This window comes from Flavobacterium keumense, from assembly GCF_029866485.1.
Lineage (GTDB): Bacteria > Bacteroidota > Bacteroidia > Flavobacteriales > Flavobacteriaceae > Flavobacterium > Flavobacterium keumense.
In genome coordinates, this window is sequence record NZ_CP092332.1 from 1,228,296 (window position 1) to 1,246,656 (window position 18,361).

The 18,361-nt window shown below is 36.3% G+C and carries 16 protein-coding genes; 9 read left to right on the forward strand and 7 right to left on the reverse strand.

Translation table 11 applies throughout. The features are described from left to right. Positions 1 to 51: 51 nt before the first annotated feature. The 3 genes from MG292_RS05270 to gcvP form a co-directional block, all read right to left on the reverse strand. On the reverse strand, positions 52 to 1,110 hold the full coding sequence (locus tag MG292_RS05270) for a 3-oxoacyl-ACP synthase III family protein (RefSeq protein WP_264533756.1): 1,059 nt from the start codon (positions 1,108 to 1,110) through the stop codon (positions 52 to 54). 121 nt (positions 1,111 to 1,231) lie between these two features. Beyond that, a complete protein-coding gene (locus tag MG292_RS05275; protein WP_264533755.1) occupies positions 1,232 to 1,609 on the reverse strand; it encodes a group III truncated hemoglobin in 378 nt (125 codons plus the stop codon). Positions 1,610 to 1,717: 108 nt separating this feature from the next. After that, positions 1,718 to 4,561: an aminomethyl-transferring glycine dehydrogenase gene (gene gcvP / locus MG292_RS05280; RefSeq protein ID WP_264533754.1), complete on the reverse strand. Its 2,844-nt coding sequence runs from the start codon at positions 4,559 to 4,561 to the stop codon at positions 1,718 to 1,720. Between the two features lie 175 nt (positions 4,562 to 4,736). Between gcvP and MG292_RS05285 the strand changes: the two genes are divergently transcribed. Further along, positions 4,737 to 5,483 carry a hypothetical protein gene (locus tag MG292_RS05285; RefSeq protein WP_264533753.1) on the forward strand — a complete coding sequence of 249 codons (747 nt, stop codon included), beginning with the start codon at positions 4,737 to 4,739 and terminating at the stop codon, positions 5,481 to 5,483. A gap of 52 nt (positions 5,484 to 5,535) precedes the next feature. Here MG292_RS05285 and MG292_RS05290 read toward each other — a convergent pair whose 3' ends face one another. The 3 genes from MG292_RS05290 to MG292_RS05300 form a co-directional block, all read right to left on the reverse strand. Then, complete coding sequence (locus tag MG292_RS05290; protein WP_264533752.1) at positions 5,536 to 7,563, reverse strand: M3 family metallopeptidase; 2,028 nt, start codon at positions 7,561 to 7,563, stop codon at positions 5,536 to 5,538. Between the two features lie 107 nt (positions 7,564 to 7,670). Then, positions 7,671 to 8,156: a 5-(carboxyamino)imidazole ribonucleotide mutase gene (gene purE / locus MG292_RS05295; protein ID WP_264533751.1), complete on the reverse strand. Its 486-nt coding sequence runs from the start codon at positions 8,154 to 8,156 to the stop codon at positions 7,671 to 7,673. 72 nt (positions 8,157 to 8,228) lie between these two features. Then, entirely contained in the window at positions 8,229 to 9,392 is a 1,164-nt protein-coding gene (locus tag MG292_RS05300; protein WP_264533750.1) for a 5-(carboxyamino)imidazole ribonucleotide synthase, read from the reverse strand. Positions 9,393 to 9,646: 254 nt separating this feature from the next. On the opposite strand from MG292_RS05300, the gene MG292_RS05305 reads away from it, so the two are divergent. From MG292_RS05305 to MG292_RS05340, 8 genes are all read left to right on the forward strand, one after another. Then, complete coding sequence (locus MG292_RS05305; protein ID WP_264533749.1) at positions 9,647 to 10,219, forward strand: adenylate kinase; 573 nt, start codon at positions 9,647 to 9,649, stop codon at positions 10,217 to 10,219. A 135-nt stretch (positions 10,220 to 10,354) separates the two neighbouring features. Next, on the forward strand, positions 10,355 to 11,578 hold the full coding sequence (locus tag MG292_RS05310; RefSeq protein ID WP_413614215.1) for a hemolysin family protein: 1,224 nt from the start codon (positions 10,355 to 10,357) through the stop codon (positions 11,576 to 11,578). Between the two features lie 14 nt (positions 11,579 to 11,592). Beyond that, complete coding sequence (obgE, locus tag MG292_RS05315) at positions 11,593 to 12,594, forward strand: GTPase ObgE (RefSeq protein WP_264533747.1); 1,002 nt, start codon at positions 11,593 to 11,595, stop codon at positions 12,592 to 12,594. A gap of 119 nt (positions 12,595 to 12,713) precedes the next feature. Then, complete coding sequence (locus MG292_RS05320) at positions 12,714 to 13,400, forward strand: tetratricopeptide repeat protein (protein WP_264533746.1); 687 nt, start codon at positions 12,714 to 12,716, stop codon at positions 13,398 to 13,400. A gap of 57 nt (positions 13,401 to 13,457) precedes the next feature. Next, complete coding sequence (locus MG292_RS05325; protein ID WP_264533745.1) at positions 13,458 to 14,858, forward strand: UDP-N-acetylmuramate--L-alanine ligase; 1,401 nt, start codon at positions 13,458 to 13,460, stop codon at positions 14,856 to 14,858. Between the two features lie 22 nt (positions 14,859 to 14,880). Further along, positions 14,881 to 15,573 carry a RadC family protein gene (gene radC, locus MG292_RS05330; protein WP_264533744.1) on the forward strand — a complete coding sequence of 231 codons (693 nt, stop codon included), beginning with the start codon at positions 14,881 to 14,883 and terminating at the stop codon, positions 15,571 to 15,573. A gap of 8 nt (positions 15,574 to 15,581) precedes the next feature. Then, positions 15,582 to 16,271 carry a YjjG family noncanonical pyrimidine nucleotidase gene (locus MG292_RS05335; protein ID WP_264533743.1) on the forward strand — a complete coding sequence of 230 codons (690 nt, stop codon included), beginning with the start codon at positions 15,582 to 15,584 and terminating at the stop codon, positions 16,269 to 16,271. A 2-nt stretch (positions 16,272 to 16,273) separates the two neighbouring features. Then, complete coding sequence (locus tag MG292_RS05340; protein WP_264533742.1) at positions 16,274 to 17,014, forward strand: hypothetical protein; 741 nt, start codon at positions 16,274 to 16,276, stop codon at positions 17,012 to 17,014. On the opposite strand, the gene MG292_RS05345 is transcribed toward MG292_RS05340, so the two are convergent. Further along, positions 17,011 to 18,288 (reverse strand): replication-associated recombination protein A, encoded by a 1,278-nt coding sequence (locus MG292_RS05345; protein ID WP_264533741.1) that lies wholly within the window; start codon positions 18,286 to 18,288, stop codon positions 17,011 to 17,013. The two genes, MG292_RS05340 and MG292_RS05345, sit on opposite strands and share 4 nt — an antisense overlap. Positions 18,289 to 18,361 lie beyond the last annotated feature (73 nt).

An 18,361-nucleotide genomic window follows, 5' to 3' on the forward strand; every position in this document is an offset into this window, starting at 1 on the left:
ATTCGCAGCTTATGGCATAAACTGCGAAATTTTATATAATGATAATTGTAATTAATATCGGTACACAAATGCATTGATATTCATTCCTGCCCCAACCGAAGCAAAAATTAAAATATCTCCTTTGTTTATTTCTTGATTTTCAATTTTTCCTTGTAGAACTTGATCAAAAAGTGTAGGAACAGTGGCTACACTACTATTTCCTAAATCGTGAATACTCATCGGCATCACGTCTTTTGGCGGCGTTTTCCCGTATAGTTTGTAGAAGCGATGCACAATAGCTTCGTCCATTTTCTCATTTGCTTGATGAATCAATATTTTTTTTACATCATCAATGCCTAAACCACTTTTATCTAGACAATTTTTCATTGCTGATGGGACATTGCTTAAGGCAAATTCATAGATTTTTCGACCATACATTTTAATGTATTTAGTGTCGGGATCTAAATCAGGATTATAGGATTTTCCGAAGAATAAATAACCAGCTTCGTCATTGGCAAAAGTGGCACTTTCGTAAGATAACATTCCGCTTTCGTCATCTGAGGCTTCTATGATTGAAGCACCTGCACCATCAGAATAAATCATGGAGTCCCTATCATGGTCGTCTACTACTCGAGATAAAGTTTCTCCCCCAATAACCAAGCAACGTTTTGCCATTCCTGATTTAATAAACGCATTCGCTTGTAAAACGCCTTCTACCCAACCTGGACAGCCAAAAAGTAAGTCGTAAGCAACACATTTTGGGTTTTGAATCTGTAATTTGTGTTTAACTCTTGTGGCTAAACTTGGCAACATATCCGATTGAATAGTGCCGTGTTTTACGTCGCCAAAGTTGTGTGCAAAAATAATATAATCGATAGTTTCAGGATCTATATTAGCATTTTTAATGGCACGTTTTGCGGCAAAATAACCTAAATCTGATGAGGTGTATTGGTCGTTAGCATACCGTCTGTTTTCTATTCCGGTAATGCTTTTGAATTTGTTGACAACTACTTCATTTGGATACCCAAAAGGGCTTCCATCTTCGTTTAGAAAAACATGATTGGAAAAATCAGTATTGCTTATGCTTTTTTCAGGAATATAACTTCCAATTCCGCTTATTTTGATATTCATAAATAGTATATTACGTTACGAAAATATCATTTTTATTCGGAATTATTGTGTGAAAACTATTTTTTAGGGATTTATTATTATTTTTTTTAATAAAAATATTTAAAAAATAACAATACAATAATTATTTGTCTTGTTGTGCAATCTTTATTTGCATTATAGTAGATAAATTGTGCGCTTGGTTTTTCATTCGTTCGCAATTGAATCCTTCAAAGTTTTCGTCGATTGCTGCTTCAAAGTGAGCGAGCCAAATTTCAAATAACTCTTTTGATAAATACGATTTTGCATTGACATCCAAATGAATTTGCGTTAAATTGTTTACATAACCGCCTGTCCCTAGAATGGCTTGAGACCAAAAAGTAACTAAAATTGGTAGATGCTCTTCTAGTTTTATTTTAACTACATCGGTGAAGATGTAGCTGATTTTTTCGTCGGCTAATAATTTTTTGTAAAACTCATCAACAACAGTATAGATTTCTTCGGGTGTTTGAATGTCTTTCATTTTTAAATAGTTTTAAGTTTCAGGTTTCAAGTTGGTATAAAAAAGTTTAGATTAATTTATTAAATCTTGAACTTTTAAACTTCAAACCTGAAACTCTTTAAACTAAATTTACATATACGCTTCAATTGGCGCACACGAACATACTAAATTTCGATCTCCGTAAGCATCATCTACACGACGCACGCTTGGCCAGAATTTATTTTCTGTTAAGTATTCCAATGGGAAAGCGGCTTGTTCTCTGGTGTATGGGAAATTCCAAACATCAGCAGTAAGCATCGCTTGTGTATGTGGTGCATTGTGTAAAACTGTATTATGGTTTTCGGCAGTTGCTGCTGCAATTTCTTTTCTGATAGCAATCATCGCGTCGCAAAAACGATCTAACTCGGCTACATCTTCCGATTCAGTTGGTTCAATCATCAAAGTTCCTGCCACTGGGAAAGAAACCGTTGGTGCGTGAAAACCGTAATCCATCAAACGTTTAGCGATATCAGTTACTTCAATGCCTTGTTGTTTGAAAGCGCGACAATCCAAAATCATCTCGTGAGCCGCTCTTCCCATTTCTCCTGAATATAAAACAGGATAGTGGTCTTCCAAACGCGCTTTCATATAATTGGCATTCAAAATCGCATATTTAGTAGCATTGGTCAAGCCTTCTGAACCTAACATAGAAATGTAGCCATACGAAATTAAACACACTAAAGCCGAACCATAAGGAGCAGATGAAATAGCAGTAATAGCTTTTTCTCCACCTACTTTTAGAACAGGATTTGTTGGTAAAAATGGAACCAACTTTTCGTTCACACAAATTGGGCCAACACCAGGTCCACCACCACCATGAGGAATTGCAAATGTTTTGTGTAAATTTAAGTGACAAACGTCAGCGCCAATAGTAGCAGGATTAGTTAATCCTACTTGTGCATTCATATTTGCACCATCCATATAGACTAATCCACCATTTTCGTGGATTAGATTTGTGATTTCGATAATCGAACTTTCAAAAACACCATGTGTAGAAGGATAGGTTACCATTAAACAAGACAAACGGTCTTTGTACTCAATGGCTCTGGCGCGTAAATCTTCAACATCAATATTTCCTTCTGGAGTAGTTTTGGTTACGATAATTTCCATTCCTGCCATCGCTGCCGATGCTGGATTGGTTCCGTGTGCCGATGAAGGAATCAAACACACATTTCTGTGGTTATCTCCTCTTGACAAATGATAAGCTCTGATGGTCATTAAACCAGCATATTCGCCTTGCGCTCCCGAATTCGGTTGCAAAGTAGTTCCAGCAAACCCAGTAACTACATTCAATTGTTGCTCTAATTTTTTCAACATGATTTGGTACCCTTCTGCTTGTTCAACAGGAGCAAACGGGTGAATGCTGTTCCAGTTTGCCATAGACAAAGGCAACATTTCGGCTGCAGCGTTCAATTTCATCGTACAAGAACCTAAAGAAATCATAGAATGGTTCAATGATAAATCTTTACGCTCTAATTTTTTGATATAACGCATCAATTGGCTTTCAGAATGATGGTTATTGAATACTTCGTGTTGTAAGAAAGTCGAGGTTCTTTCTAAGTTTTTGGGAACCATTGTTTCATTTGCAAATTGATCAATTTGCACCTTTGACTTTCCTAATGCTTCCGCAAAAATGGATACAATTTGGTTTAAATCTGCTAATGAAGTAGTTTCATTTAATGCAATCGAAATCGTTTCGCTGTCTACATAAAAGAAGTTTACTTCGTTTTTCTCAGCTATAGCTTTCACTTTCGCAGCATCTGCTTTTACCAAAAGTGTATCGAAGAAAGCAGTATTCGTTTGGTAAACGCCTAATTGATTTAGGGCTTCCGCCAAAGTTACTGCCGAAGCGTGTACTTTATTAGCAATGTATTGTAATCCTTTTGGGCCGTGATAAACGGCGTACATTCCTGCCATAACAGCCAATAAAACTTGAGCTGTGCAAATATTTGAAGTGGCTTTTTCGCGTTTGATATGTTGCTCGCGAGTTCCTAAAGCCATTCGTAAAGCTCTGTTTCCATTTGCGTCAATGGTTACACCAATGATTCTTCCTGGCATGGAGCGTTTGTGTTCTTCTTTAGTAGCAAAGTAAGCTGCGTGAGGTCCTCCGTATCCCATTGGAATACCAAAACGTTGAGAAGTTCCTACCACTACATCAGCTCCCATTTCTCCTGGAGGAGTTAATTTAGCCAATGCTAAAAGATCGGCTGCTACCGCGACTTTTATTTCGTTAGCATGTGCATTAGCAATAAAACTAGCATAGTCATTGATTTGACCGAATTTACCTGGATATTGTAACATCGCACCAAAGAAATCAGACGAGAAATCAAATGTTTCGTGATTTCCAATCACTAATTCAATACCTTTTGGAGTGGCACGCGTTTGTAAAACAGATAGGGTTTGTGGTAAAATTTCTTCTGAAACGAAGAACTTATTTACGTTATTTTTCTTTTGGTCACGAGAACGGACATCAAATAACAAAGCGATGGCTTCGGCCGCAGCAGTACCTTCATCAAGTAATGAAGCATTGGCAATTTCCATTCCTGTTAATTCGATAATGGTAGTTTGGTAGTTTAAAATAGCTTCTAAACGACCTTGAGCAATCTCTGCTTGGTAAGGAGTGTAGGCAGTGTACCAACCCGGATTTTCAAAAATATTTCTTTGAATTACGGCAGGAATTGCTGCAGGGTGATACCCTAAACCGATATATGATTTAAATACTTTGTTTTTGCTTCCCAATTCTTGAATATGACTTAAGTACTCAAATTCGGTCATTGGAGCATCTAACTCTAGGTCTTTTTTTAGTCGAATGTCATTTGGAATAGTTTCAGCAATCAATTGGTCAAGTGAGTCAACTCCGATAGTTGTAAATAGGTGCTGAAGGTCACTTTCTCTTGGGCCTAAATGGCGTAAAGCAAATGCGTCTGTTCTCATTTATATATAATAAAAGTAAATATAGTTGTGTTTTAATTCGGTGTTGGTCTCAGCCAAAGAATTCGTGTACAAAAGTAATTATTAAACTTGTATTTTTAAGTTCAACAAATGGTAATATTTTGAGAATTTGTTAACCAAAATCGAGTCTTATTAACAGATTTGTTAGTTTTGTAATATGCTTAGTCTTAGGAAAATTTTAAATTTCTACATTCAGTCCTCTATTCATGTTGGGATAGCTGTGTTCTGTTTGGTTCAGCTTAGTGTTCCTCAATGGAGCGGTTATTCTTTTTTGGTTTTGTTTGGAACAGTGGTAGGCTATAATTTTTTGAAATATTCCGAATGGGTTTTGTCTAATAAGCCTTTACGAATTCATCTTATTGGGATACTAAGTGTTACTTCAATTGCTGCGGCAGGGTTTGTGCTGCTTTTCTTTCAGCAAGATGTTGCAATACAGTTGGATTTGACAATCGCTTTAGGATTGGTTGTGTTGTATCCTTTTATTCGTAAACTGGGCTGGTTAAAACCTTTCTTTGTGAGTGGTGTAGTAAGCTATATTACAGTGGTTATTCCCTTAAAGTCTAGTTTAGATGTTGCTTGGTTTTTTGCACAACGGTTTCTATTGTTGTCTAGTGTAATGATTCCTTTCGAAATTTTGGATAGCACCACCGATGCTGTTTCCTTGAAAACCTTGCCCCATTTGTTTGGAATAGTAAGAACAAAACAAATAGGTTATGTGTTAGTAGGGTTGTTTTGTATTACCTCTTTTCATACACTATCCATGCTTTATCCCTACTTTATCTATGCTTTATCTTCGGTAATTGCTATTTATTTTTCTTCTCAAAAAAGGAGTTGGTATTATACTTCGTTTTGGGTTGAAAGTTTACCGATCCTGTGGTGGTTAATTTTGATGGTATTCCTATAAAAAAACCGAAGCGAGTAACTTCGGTTTTTATATGTCTAAAGTTTCTAATTGTCTAAATCAATCCCGCGCGTTTCAATAAGGCTTCTGGTTTTGGTTCTTGCCCTCTAAAACGTTTGTATAGAATCATTGGGTGTTCTGTACCCCCTTTTGAGAGGATGTTTTCTTTAAATTTTGTAGCGACCTCCTTGTTGAAAATGCCTTTTTCTTGGAAATAAGCAAAAGCATCGGCATCTAAAACTTCGGCCCATTTGTAACTATAATATCCCGAAGAATACCCTCCTTGAAAAATATGAGAGAAGGAAACACTCATGCAATTTTCGGCTACATCAGGGTAAAGGCTTGTGCCTTCAAAAGCCGTTTTTTCAAATGCTTTGATGTCGGTAATTCCCGTTGGATTATTGCTGTGAAACGCCATGTCTAATAATCCAAAACTCAATTGGCGTAAGGTGGCCATTCCTTTTAAGAAACTGGCACTTTCTTTTATTTTTTCTACATATTCTTGCGGAATGATTTCGCCTGTTTCATAATGTTTGGCAAACAAAGCCAAAGCTTCCGGTTCGTAACACCAGTTTTCCATCATTTGCGAAGGCAATTCTACAAAATCCCAATATACCGAAGTCCCTGATAAACTTGCATAGGTGGTGTTAGCCAACATGCCGTGTAAACCGTGTCCAAATTCATGAAACAAGGTAGTTACTTCGTTAAATGTCAACAGAGAAGGTTTGGTTGGAGTAGGCGGTGTAAAATTGCACACATTGGAAATATGTGGTCTTTCGTTTACGCCATTTTGAATGTATTGTGGTTTGAACGAGGTCATCCAAGCTCCATTTCGTTTGCCTTTTCTTGGAAAAAAATCGGCATAGAATAGTGCTACTAATTCGTTTTTCTCATCTACGACTTCAAAAGTCTGTACATCGGCGTGGTATTTGTCCACGGTACTAATTTCTTTGAATGTTAATCCAAATAATTTATTAGCAATAGTGAAAGCGCCATTTAATACATTTTCTAATTTGAAATAGGGTTTTAATAATTCGTCATCCAAATTGAATAATTTTTGTTTCAATTTTTCTGAATAATAGGGTCCGTCCCATTTTTCTAATTGGTCAATACCGTCTAATTCTTTGGCGAAAGCGGTTAATTGCGCAAACTCTTTTTCGGCTGCCGGTTTGGCTTTGGCTAACAAATCATTTAAAAACGTTTTTACTTGATTAGGGTTTTGTGCCATGCGCTCTTCTAAAACAAAGTGTGCGTGGGTTTCATAGCCTAATAAATTAGCGCGTTCGTAACGTAGTTTAGCAATTTGTAACGTAATTTCTTGGTTGTCGAACTCGTTGTTTTGAAAGGCTTTTTTTCCTGCGGCAATGGTAATTTCCTTTCGCAATTCACGGTTGTCTGCATAGGTTACAAAAGGCAGGTAACTCGGAAAGTCTAACGTAAAAATCCAACCTTCTTTTTCTTTAGATTCAGCCAAAGAACGAGCCATTTCAATAGCTCCTTCAGGCAATCCTTTTAAGTCGGTTTCGTTGGTGATGTGTAGTTGGTAGTTATTGGTTTCTGCCAATACATTTTCACCAAAAGTCAGTTTTAATTTGGCTAATTCAGTATCGATTTCGCGTAAGCGTGATTTTTTATCTTCGCTAAGTAGTGCTCCATTGCGAGCAAAACTTTTGTATTTCTTATCCAATAAAGTGGCTTGTTCTGGAGATAAACTCAATTCATTTCTTTGGTCGTACACTGCTTTCACTCGTAGAAATAAGGCTTCGTTTAACGAAACATCATTGCTAAACGCTGTTAGTAAAGGCGAAACTTCTTGTGCGATTTTCTGCATTTCGTCACAGGTTTCTGCCGAATTCAAATTGAAGAAAATAGAGGATAAACGATCTAAAGTTTGTCCTGAAAAATCCAATGCTTCGATGGTGTTTTCAAAAGTAGGTGTTGAAGGATTATTGGTAATCGCATCAATTTCTGCGCGCGCAGCGGCAATAGTGGTTTCAAAAGCAGGTTGGTAATCGCTCATTTGAATTTGAGAGAATGGTGCTGCGTTGTGTTGGGTAGTGTATGTTGAGGTTAAGATGTTCATTGTGCAATCTAGTTTCCTTATTTTTAACCATTAAGAGATTAAGAAAAATTAAGAAGGATTGCTACATCAAAATCTTAATGAACCTTAATCTCTTAATGGTTTTACTTTTATTTTTTCAATCCTTCTGATGCTTTGATAACGGCGTCTTTTAGGCTTAGTTTGTAGGCAATTATTCGGTTTAAAACAGTTTTGTCAGCACTTCCGATGATTTGAGCTGCCAAGATTCCTGCGTTTTTAGCTCCGTTCAATGCTACTGTAGCTACAGGAACTCCGCCCGGCATTTGCAAAATTGATAAAACCGAATCCCAACCGTCAATCGAATTGCTTGATTTAACCGGAACTCCAATAACTGGAAGCGGACTCATAGAAGCGACCATCCCAGGTAAATGTGCTGCACCACCTGCACCCGCAATAATAACCGAAATCCCTCTTTCGTGTGCCTTTGTACTGAAATCCACTAATTTTTCAGGAGTTCTATGTGCCGAAACAATATCTACTTCGGTTTCGATTCCAAATTCTTTTAAAATGTCTATGGCGTCTTGCATTACCGGCATATCCGAAATGCTTCCCATGATGATGGCTATTTTACTCATTGTTTGTTATTTTTAACACAGATTGCACTAATTAACACCAATTTGATTTGTGTAAATCTGTGAAATTTGTGTTTATTTTTCACTAATTACTCGAATCGTATTTTTTACCTCTTCGGCAATTTTTCTTGCTTCGTTTACGTCTTCATTTACGATGGTGACGTGTCCCATTTTTCTAAAAGGGCGGGTTTGTTTTTTACCGTAGATGTGTGGTGTTACACCATCCCAGTCTAGTATTTTTTCAATGTTTTCATAAATTACATTGCCCGAAAAATTTTCTTCGCCTACCAAATTGACCATAATTCCGGCCACTTTACTATCAGTATTGCCTAAAGGTAAATCTAAAATCGCGCGCAAATGATTTTCAAATTGTGAGGTGTAACTTGCTTCAATAGAATAATGACCTGAATTATGTGGTCTTGGCGCTACCTCATTGACTAGAATTTCGTCATTTTCGGTTTGAAACATTTCCACTGCTAATAACCCCACATGATGAAATTGTTGGGAAACATTCAAAGCAATGGCTCTGGCTTTTTGGGCTACTTCCTCATCAATTCGCGCAGGACAAATAACATATTCTACCTGATTGGCTTCGGGGTGAAATTCCATTTCTACCACAGGATAGGTTTTGATTTCGCCCGAAGGATTGCGACATACAATAACGGCCAATTCGTTTTTGAATGGGATCATTGCCTCGGCAATACATTCTACGTTGGGTAATTCGTCTAAATCAGCTACTTTTCGAACTACTTTGACCCCATTACCATCGTAACCAAATTCGGTACACTTCCAAACAAAAGGCAATTGAAGCGTTGATTGCTGACTGTTGATTGCTGATTTTAGATTTTCAAGATTTTCAAATCGCTGGTACGGAGCTGTTGGAATATTGTGTTGGGTGTAAAAATCTTTTTGAATACCTTTGTTTTGAATCAATTTCAAGGTTTTTGGCGAAGGATAAACGGGTACTCCTTCTTCTTCTAATTGTGTTAAGGCGTCTAGGTTCACCAATTCGATTTCGAAAGTCAAAATATCTACTTTTTTTCCGAATTTATATACGGTGTCAAAATCCATCAAATCTCCTTGAAAGAATTGGTTGCAAGCAATTTTACAAGGTGCTTCTTCACTTGGATCCAAAACATAGGTTTGAATATCAAATTTTCGAGTGTCATGCAAAAGCATTTTGCCTAATTGGCCTCCACCTAGAATACCTAATTTAAAATTGGAAGAAAAATAGTTCATTTGGAGTAGTAATTATTTTTTAGTTGTTGAATGCAGTCGCTTCGCTCGTGTCATACAAGTTGTTGTTTCGTTTCGCAAAGATACTTAGTCCGTTGATAATTAACAATTGATATTGGATAATTCGTGGTTGTAAATGTACAAATTCCCTTTCTTTATATAGATTGTCCGATTCGAATTCAGTATATTTGCCAGAACTATGATTAATTTGGGATTTGAATTTAGTCCTATTTACAACACAAAAAATAATTTACAAGATGATTAACATTGTTTTATTTGGGAAACCAGGAGCAGGAAAAGGAACTCAAGCTGAATTTTTGAAAGAGAAATACAACCTAACACACCTTTCAACAGGGGATATTTTTAGATTTAATATTAAGAATGAAACCGAGTTAGGGAAATTAGCTAAAACCTATATGGATAAAGGCGATTTAGTTCCTGATGAGGTAACGATTCAAATGTTACAATCAGAAGTAGATGCTAATCCGCAATCGGCTGGGTTTTTATTTGACGGTTTTCCAAGAACTTTGGCACAAGCGGGTGCTTTGGATCGTTTTTTAGAATCAAAAGGACAACAAATTACAGCGACTGTGGCTTTAGAAGCAGATGATGAAATTTTGGTACAACGTCTTTTAGAAAGAGGTAAAACTTCGGGAAGACCAGATGATCAAGATGAAGAGAAAATCAGAAACCGTTACCAAGAATACAATGAAAAGACCGCTCCTTTGATGGGGTACTACAAAGATCAAGGTAAATTTTATGCAGTGGATGGAATAGGTTCTATCGCTGAGATTACTGAACGATTGAGCGCTGTAATTGATAATTTATAGTATTTATTAAAAAGCTTGAAATTCTGGTTTTCAAGAAAAAAGTAAATTTACTTATCTTTAAACCAATACTTTAAAAAAATACAATTGGAACTACTTATTATATTTTTATTAATTCTACTGAATGGCGTTTTTTCTATGTCCGAAATTGCCTTGATTTCTTCACGAAAAAGTAGATTGGAAACAGCTGCTAAAAAAGGGAGTAAAACCGCGAAAACTGCCCTTGATTTAGCTAATTCTCCAAATAAATTCCTTTCGGCTGTTCAAATAGGAATAACCCTTATTGGAATTTTAACCGGAATCTATAGTGGAGATAAAATTACTGAAGACGTTGAGTTTTTTGTGAGTGGATTTGCAGCGATGCAGCCTTATGCGCATTCTCTTTCAGTGGCAATAGTAGTTGTAATATTAACCTTTTTTTCTTTGGTTTTGGGTGAATTACTACCCAAGCGTATTGGTTTAAATTACCCGGAATCAATTGCCAAAGCTATGGCTATGCCAATGAAGGGAATTTCCATTATCACGGCGCCTTTTATTTGGTTATTAACCACATCGACAGAATTTCTTTTAGACATTCTTCAAATTAAACCTACGGCAGACGGAAAAGTTACTGAAGAAGAAATTAAAGCTATAATCAAAGAGGGTACAGAAGTTGGTGAGGTGCAAGAAATTGAACAGGATATTGTGGAACGTGTATTTCACATTGGAGACAGGAAAGTGAATTCGTTGATGACGCATCGAAGTTCTATGGTCTATCTTTCTGTAGATGATACTTTGGAAGAAATCAAATCTAAAGTATTGGATGAATTGCATTCTGTTTATCCCGTTTGTGAAGAAAATTTGGACGAGGTAGTAGGAGTTGTGTATTTGAAAGACTTGTTTGCTAACTTTGAAAAAGGCAACTTTCAATTGAAATCGATTGCTAAAGAGCCCGCTTATTTTATCGAGCATACATCGGCCTATAAAGCCCTTGAGAATTTTAAGAAAACGAAAGTTCATTATGCTTTTATCACAGATGAATATGGCGTTTTTCAAGGGATTATTACACTGAATGATATTTTGGAAGCATTGGTAGGTGATGCTGCTGATTTTGATGATGATGAATACCAATTGATTGCGAATGAAGATGGTTCTTGGTTAGTAGATGGGCAGTATTCCTTACACGATTTCTTGACTTATTTTGATTTGGATGAGTTGACCACTGACTATGAAGTAACTACCGTTAGTGGTTTTATTATTACAGAGTTAGGCGCTATTCCTAAAGAAGGAGATAAATTGATTTGGAATAAGTTGGAATTTGAAGCTCAAAAAATGGATGGTGTAAAGATTGATAAAGTAGTAATCAAAACATTTGTAGATTAATAAAATAAGGAATAATGACAGAAGGGAACTTCGTTGATTACGTTAAAATATATGTATCTTCTGGAAAAGGAGGGAAAGGTTCTACGCACTTGCATAGAGAAAAATTTATTGAAAAAGGGGGGCCAGATGGCGGAGATGGTGGTCGTGGAGGGCATGTTTATTTAATTGGTAATAAAGGACTTTGGACCTTATTTCATTTGAAATTTGCACGACACATTAAAGCAGGTCATGGAGGAGATGGAGGTTCTGATCGAAGTACGGGTGCTGATGGAGAAGATAAATTTATTGAAGTGCCTTTAGGAACTGTGGTAAAAGATAAAGAAACCGGAGAGGTTTTATTTGAAATTACCGAAGACGGAGAGAAAAAAATCTTAGCTCAAGGTGGAAAAGGAGGTTTAGGTAATTGGCATTTTAGAAGTTCAACCAATCAAACCCCACGTTATGCACAGCCGGGTTTACCGGGTGTAGAAATGGATGTGATTTTAGAATTGAAAGTATTGGCTGATGTGGGCTTAGTTGGATTTCCAAATGCTGGAAAATCAACCTTGTTGTCGGTTTTAACTTCAGCGAAACCCAAAATTGCGGATTATCCATTTACAACCTTAAAACCTAATTTAGGAATTGTAGCGTATCGTGATTTTCAATCGTTTGTAATTGCTGATATTCCTGGAATTATTGAAGGTGCAGCTGAAGGGAAAGGATTGGGGCATTACTTTTTGCGTCATATTGAACGAAATTCTACTTTGTTATTTTTAGTCCCTGTGGATACGCCCGATATTAAAGCTGAATACGATATTTTAGTCAATGAATTGACCAAGTACAATCCGGAAATGTTAGACAAAGAACGGTTGTTGGTCATTTCAAAAATAGATATGTTGGATGAAGAATTGAAGGCAGAACTAAAGGCAGAATTAGATGTTGCGTTTAAGGATATTCCGTATTTGTTTATTTCTTCGGTGGCACAACAAGGTTTGACTGAATTAAAAGATAAATTGTGGAATATGTTAAATAACTAAACGTATTTAGTTGTGACAAATATAGATCCGTCTCTCATGAGGCGGATTTTTTTTATAAAAAAAGTCAAAGCTTCCTAAATCTACAAGAAAACAAATATAAATTTCGCTATTTTTGAAGAATGAAAGGGATTGTTTTTGTTTTACTATTTTTTCCAATACTACTTTGGTCTCAGGTTAATTTTGAGAAAGCAGAGCAGTTCTTTGAAGCTGGAAAAATAGAACAAGCTCGCACATTATTTGAAAGTGTAGTTGTTGAAAATCCATCGCATTTAAAAGCAATTGAATATTTGGGAGATATTGCAGGTCAGCAAAAGCTATGGGACAAAGCATTGTTGTATTACAAAAAGCTAAAACAATTACAACCTAGAGAAGCCAATTACTATTACAAATATGGAGGCGCTTTAGGAATGAAAGCGAAAGAGGGGACTAAATTTAAAGCATTGGGAATGATTGAGGAAATTAAATCGTCGTTTGAGAAAGCCATTGTTTTAGATCCGAAACACAAAGAATCCCGTTGGGCTTTGGTTCAGTTGTATTTGGAATTACCTGGAATTATTGGTGGTAGCGAAGCAAAAGCGGTACAGTATTCTAATGAATTGATGCGGTTGTCTTCTTTGGATGGGTATTTGTCAAAAGGATATATTGAAGAATATTTTGGTCGAAATAAAAAAGCGGAACTGAATTATAGTAAAGCTTTAGAGTTGACCCATTCAAAATTAGCTTTTCAAAAGTTATATAATTTGTATTGGTACAAAATGAAAAATTTTGCGAAAGCACAACAATTAAAAGAACGATTTGAAAAATAAGCCTCCCCAACCCCTCCAAAGGAGGGGCTTAAAAAGAGATTAATAAATAAACTTAAGATGATTGATAAAAATAATACTAAAAGCATGCCCCCTTCGGGGGGTAGGAGGCTACATTTTATTGCTATTGGTGGCAGTGCAATGCACAATTTAGCGTTGGCTTTACACAACAAAGGATATCAGGTTACAGGAAGTGACGATGCCATTTTTGAACCTTCTAAATCACGATTAGAAAAGAAAGGAATTTTACCTGCTGAAATGGGTTGGTTTCCAGAAAAAATCACCGCAGATATTGAAGCTGTAATTTTAGGAATGCACGCAAAGGCAGACAATCCTGAGTTGTTGAAAGCACAAGAATTAGGATTAAAAATTTATTCGTATCCGGAATTCTTATACGAACAGTCCAAAAATAAAACCCGTGTGGTTATTGGTGGTTCTCACGGAAAGACTACCATTACTTCGATGATTTTGCATGTCATGCATTACCATAATATTGCGGTAGATTATATGGTGGGAGCGCAGTTAGAAGGATTTGATACCATGGTGCATCTTACTGAAGAAAATGATTTTATGGTTTTGGAAGGTGATGAATATTTATCGTCTCCGATTGATAGACGTCCGAAATTTCATTTGTACCAGCCTAATATTGCTTTGATTTCTGGTATTGCTTGGGATCATATTAATGTGTTTCCAACCTATGAGAATTATGTAGAACAGTTTGAGATTTTTATTGGCAAAATTACGAATGGCGGAATTTTGGTGTATAACGAAGACGATGTTGAGGTAAAACGTGTTTCGGAAGCGGCTGCGAATCCAATTCGGAAACTGCCTTATAGCACGCCTGCTTATACGGTTAGCGATGGGGTAACGCTTTTAGAAACTCCTGAAGGACCTATGCCAATTGAGGTATTTGGTGCACATAATTTGAATAATTTAGCCGGTGCCAAATGGATTTGCCAAAATATGGGAGTGGACGAAGCTGATTTCTATGAGGCAATTGCTAGTTTTAAAGGGGCATCCAAACGTTTGGAAAAAATTGCCGAAGGAAAAGGAAAAGTAGCCTATAAAGATTTTGCTCATTCACCAAGCAAAGTAGCTGCCACCACCAAAGCTGTAAAAGAGCAATATCCAAATCGTACTTTAGTGGCTTGTTTGGAGTTGCACACGTATAGTAGTTTGAATGCTGAATTTTTGAAAGAATATGAAGGCGCTTTGGAATATGCCGATGAAGCAGTTGTTTTTTATTCGCCAGATGCGGTAAAAATCAAACAATTGGAAGAAGTAACTTATGAGCAAATTGCCAAAGCTTTTAATCGAGAAGATTTAATTATATATACCAATCCGGCCGAATTTAAACACTATTTATTCAGCCGAAATTTAGATAATTCTGCCTTACTTTTGATGAGTTCTGGTAATTACGGAGGATTGAATTTTGATGGAGTTAAGCAGTTGATAGAATAATATTTACCCAAATAGAATACCTATGGAAAAAGCCCCCTTTCCCATTAGTAGTTGGTCTGAAGATGATAAACCTCGGGAGAAACTCATGCTTAAAGGTAAAAGTGCTTTAAGCGATGCCGAATTGATTGCTATATTAATAGGTTCTGGTAGTCGGAATGAAACGGCAGTCGATTTAAGCAAACGGATTTTGGCTACAGTTTCTCATAATTTGAATGCGCTAGGAAAACAAAGTTTGTCGCAATTGATGCAATTCAAAGGAATAGGAGAAGCTAAAGCAATTGCTATAGTAGCTGCTTTAGAATTAGGCAGAAGACGCAGGGTAGAAGACGCAGTTGAGTTAGTTAAAATCAATTCTAGTAAAGTCATTTTTGAGTTGATGCAACCCATTATTGGTGAATTGCAACACGAAGAGTTTTGGATTGTATATTTGAATAATTCTAACAAGGTGATTTCGAAACAACAATTGAGTAAAGGAGGAATTACAGGTACCGTGGTTGATGTTCGTTTGGTTTTTAAAGTAGCGCTTGAAATGGGAGCTACTTCTTTAGTTTTGTGTCATAATCATCCTTCGGGGAGTTTGAAACCCAGTGAGGCTGATAAGCAAATCACTCAGAAATTAAAAAAAGCAGGAGAGAGTTTAGAAATATTGGTTTTAGATCACGTAATAGTAACTGAGACAGGTTATTTTAGTTTTGTTGATCAAGGGATTTTGTAAAAAAGGGAATGAAAAATAAAAATATACAGCATGTTTTTTTTGATTTGGATCACACCCTTTGGGATTTTGATAAAAATTCTGAAATGGCGTTTGCCTCTATTTTTAAGCAAGACCATCCTGAAATAGCAATAGCTGATTTTATAGCAAAATACGCGCCTATCAATCAGGCGTGTTGGAAATTGTATCAGTATGACAAAATCACGCATGAAGAATTGCGTTACAAAAGGCTTAAGGATTCTTTTGACGCTTTAAATTATCCTATTTCAGATGCAGCGATTTATCAAATGGCAGAGGATTATATTGCTTTTTTACCAGACAATAATCATCTGTTTGACGGCGCTATTGAAATTTTAGATTATTTAAATGAAAAATACCAATTGCATATTATTACCAATGGCTTTGCTAATGTTCAGTATAAAAAAATAGCCAATTCTAAGATGGATTCCTATTTTAAAACAATTACCAATTCTGAAATGGCAGGGGTTAAAAAGCCTAATCCTATTATATTTCAGCATGCTTTGGATTTGGCTCAAGCCGAAAAAGAAAACAGTATTATGATTGGCGATTGTTTAGAAGCCGATGTAAGAGGAGCTTTGGATTTTGGAATTGATGCGGTTTTTTTTAATCCAAATAAAGAAAGTAGCCCTGAAGGAATTATTGCAATTAATCATTTGTTGGAACTTAAAAATTATTTATGATCATGAGAAAACTAGTATTTGTATTCGTCTTATTTAGTTCGTTTTGTTTTGCACAAAATAGCAACAATTACAAAGCGGTTATTGTGCCTTTGAAATTTGATTTTATTCGGACCAATAATCAGTACCGTCTATGTACAATGTCTAAAATGAACCTCAATAAAGCTGGATTTACGGTATTTTATGCGAATGAAATACTTCCTAAGGAATATAGTGATCGATGCGAGCTTTTGTATTATGATATTGTAAAAGAAAGTGCTTTTTTAGCCACAAAATTTCATGTTGAATTAAAAGATTGTAGTAATAATTTGATTTACAAGTCTGAAAGCGGTTATACTAAAGAGAAAGACACAGAATTGGCATATTCAAAAGCTTTAAATGCTGCTTTTGAATCTATTTTTAAATTGAATTATAAATACGAAAAAATGACGGTTACTACTCCTGCGGTAGCGTTAAAAAATGAAGTCGTACCAGCAATTGCTCCTTCTACTACAAATGCAGCAGTACAAGTTGAACAAACAACAGCTCCAGAATTGCTTTATGCTCAAGCTACTCCAAATGGATATCAGTTAGTGGATGCAAGTCCGAAAGTTGTTTTTAAATTGTATGCAACTTCACGTCCTGACTTGTATATTGCTGTAAAAGGTAACAACCAAGGTGTTTTTATTCTAAAGGACAAACAGTGGTTTTTTGACTATTATGTAAATGAAAAATTAATTTCAGAAAAAGTATCGGTAAAGTTTTAGTAACCGTATTTGTCTTTCCATCGGTTTTTTAAGAATTCGCGAGTGGTATTTTCTCTAGTATTATTTCCTGGTTCATAAAGAGTTGTCCCAGATATTGCATCGGGTAAAAATTCTTGTTCGGCAAAATTGTTTGCATAATCGTGGGAGTATTTGTATTCTTCTCCATATCCTAATGCCGCCATTAATGGGGTAGGTGCATTGCGCAGATGAATAGGTACCGATAAGTCTCCTGTTTGTTTGACCAGTTGCTGGGCTTTGCCAATAGCTATATAAGATGCATTACTTTTTGGAGAAGTAGCTAGATACACAGCACATTGACTGAGGATGATTCGGCTTTCAGGATAACCAATAGTAGCTACTGCTTGGAAGGTATTGTTGGCCATAATAAAGGCAGTAGGATTCGCATTACCAATGTCTTCGCTAGCAAGAATAAGCATGCGTCGCGCAATGAATTTTACATCTTCACCCCCTTCAATCATTCGGGCTAGCCAATAGACTGCTCCGTTAGGATCGCTGCCTCGAATGGATTTGATGAAGGCCGAAACAATATCATAATGTTGTTCTCCTGTTTTGTCATACAAAACGGTGTTTTGTTGTACTAATTCGAGTACGCGATCGTTGGTGATGAAAATTTCATCTTCATTAGAGGCGTTTACGACCAGTTCGAAAAGATTTAATAGTTTGCGTCCATCGCCACCAGAAAGTCGCAGTAGCGCTTCTGTTTCGGTTAGATTTATTTTTTTTTCTTTTAAAATGGCATCTGTTTGCATTGCTCGGTCTAGCAAGGCTTCTAAGTCTTCTTTGTTAAAAGCATTCAAGGTGTACACTTGACAACGCGATAATAAAGCAGGAATGACTTCAAAACTGGGGTTTTCAGTTGTAGCTCCGATGAGTGTAATCCAGCCTTTTTCGACTGCAGCCAATAAGGAATCTTGTTGGGACTTACTAAAGCGATGAATCTCATCAATAAATAAAATGGGATTTTTGGAAGTAAAAAGTCCGCCGCTTTGTTTGGCTTTTTCTATAACCTCTCTGATATCTTTTACTCCGGAATTAATAGCGCTTAAGGTATAAAAAGGGCGTTTGGATTCTTGCGAAATAATTTGGGCTAGAGTAGTTTTTCCTGTGCCAGGAGGCCCCCAAAAAATCAAGGAAGGGATAATTCCTTTGGCTATCTGCTGTGTCAACGAACCATTAACACCCACTAGGTGGGATTGACTAATATAGTCTTCTAATTGTTGTGGACGAATGCGTTCTGCTAGAGGAGCTTCCATTTTTTGTGTTTATGTGGGGTTGTTTGTTGATAAGGTTATTCGGGGATATGTTTATGAGGTTATTTTTTAGGTG

Coding starts and splice junctions, on each gene's coding strand:
- MG292_RS05300 (WP_264533750.1), bottom strand. CDS start 9,392: ATGAACTATTTTTCTTCCAATTTTAAATTAGGTATTCTAGGTGGAGGC.
- MG292_RS05320 (WP_264533746.1), top strand. CDS start 12,714: ATGAAAGGGATTGTTTTTGTTTTACTATTTTTTCCAATACTACTTTGG.
- MG292_RS05290 (WP_264533752.1), bottom strand. CDS start 7,563: ATGAACATCTTAACCTCAACATACACTACCCAACACAACGCAGCACCA.
- radC (WP_264533744.1), top strand. CDS start 14,881: ATGGAAAAAGCCCCCTTTCCCATTAGTAGTTGGTCTGAAGATGATAAA.
- MG292_RS05340 (WP_264533742.1), top strand. CDS start 16,274: ATGAGAAAACTAGTATTTGTATTCGTCTTATTTAGTTCGTTTTGTTTT.
- gcvP (WP_264533754.1), bottom strand. CDS start 4,561: ATGAGAACAGACGCATTTGCTTTACGCCATTTAGGCCCAAGAGAAAGT.
- obgE (WP_264533747.1), top strand. CDS start 11,593: ATGACAGAAGGGAACTTCGTTGATTACGTTAAAATATATGTATCTTCT.
- MG292_RS05285 (WP_264533753.1), top strand. CDS start 4,737: ATGCTTAGTCTTAGGAAAATTTTAAATTTCTACATTCAGTCCTCTATT.
- MG292_RS05335 (WP_264533743.1), top strand. CDS start 15,582: ATGAAAAATAAAAATATACAGCATGTTTTTTTTGATTTGGATCACACC.
- MG292_RS05305 (WP_264533749.1), top strand. CDS start 9,647: ATGATTAACATTGTTTTATTTGGGAAACCAGGAGCAGGAAAAGGAACT.
- MG292_RS05310 (WP_413614215.1), top strand. CDS start 10,355: ATGTCCGAAATTGCCTTGATTTCTTCACGAAAAAGTAGATTGGAAACA.
- MG292_RS05270 (WP_264533756.1), bottom strand. CDS start 1,110: ATGAATATCAAAATAAGCGGAATTGGAAGTTATATTCCTGAAAAAAGC.
- MG292_RS05325 (WP_264533745.1), top strand. CDS start 13,458: ATGATTGATAAAAATAATACTAAAAGCATGCCCCCTTCGGGGGGTAGG.
- MG292_RS05345 (WP_264533741.1), bottom strand. CDS start 18,288: ATGGAAGCTCCTCTAGCAGAACGCATTCGTCCACAACAATTAGAAGAC.
- MG292_RS05275 (WP_264533755.1), bottom strand. CDS start 1,609: ATGAAAGACATTCAAACACCCGAAGAAATCTATACTGTTGTTGATGAG.
- purE (WP_264533751.1), bottom strand. CDS start 8,156: ATGAGTAAAATAGCCATCATCATGGGAAGCATTTCGGATATGCCGGTA.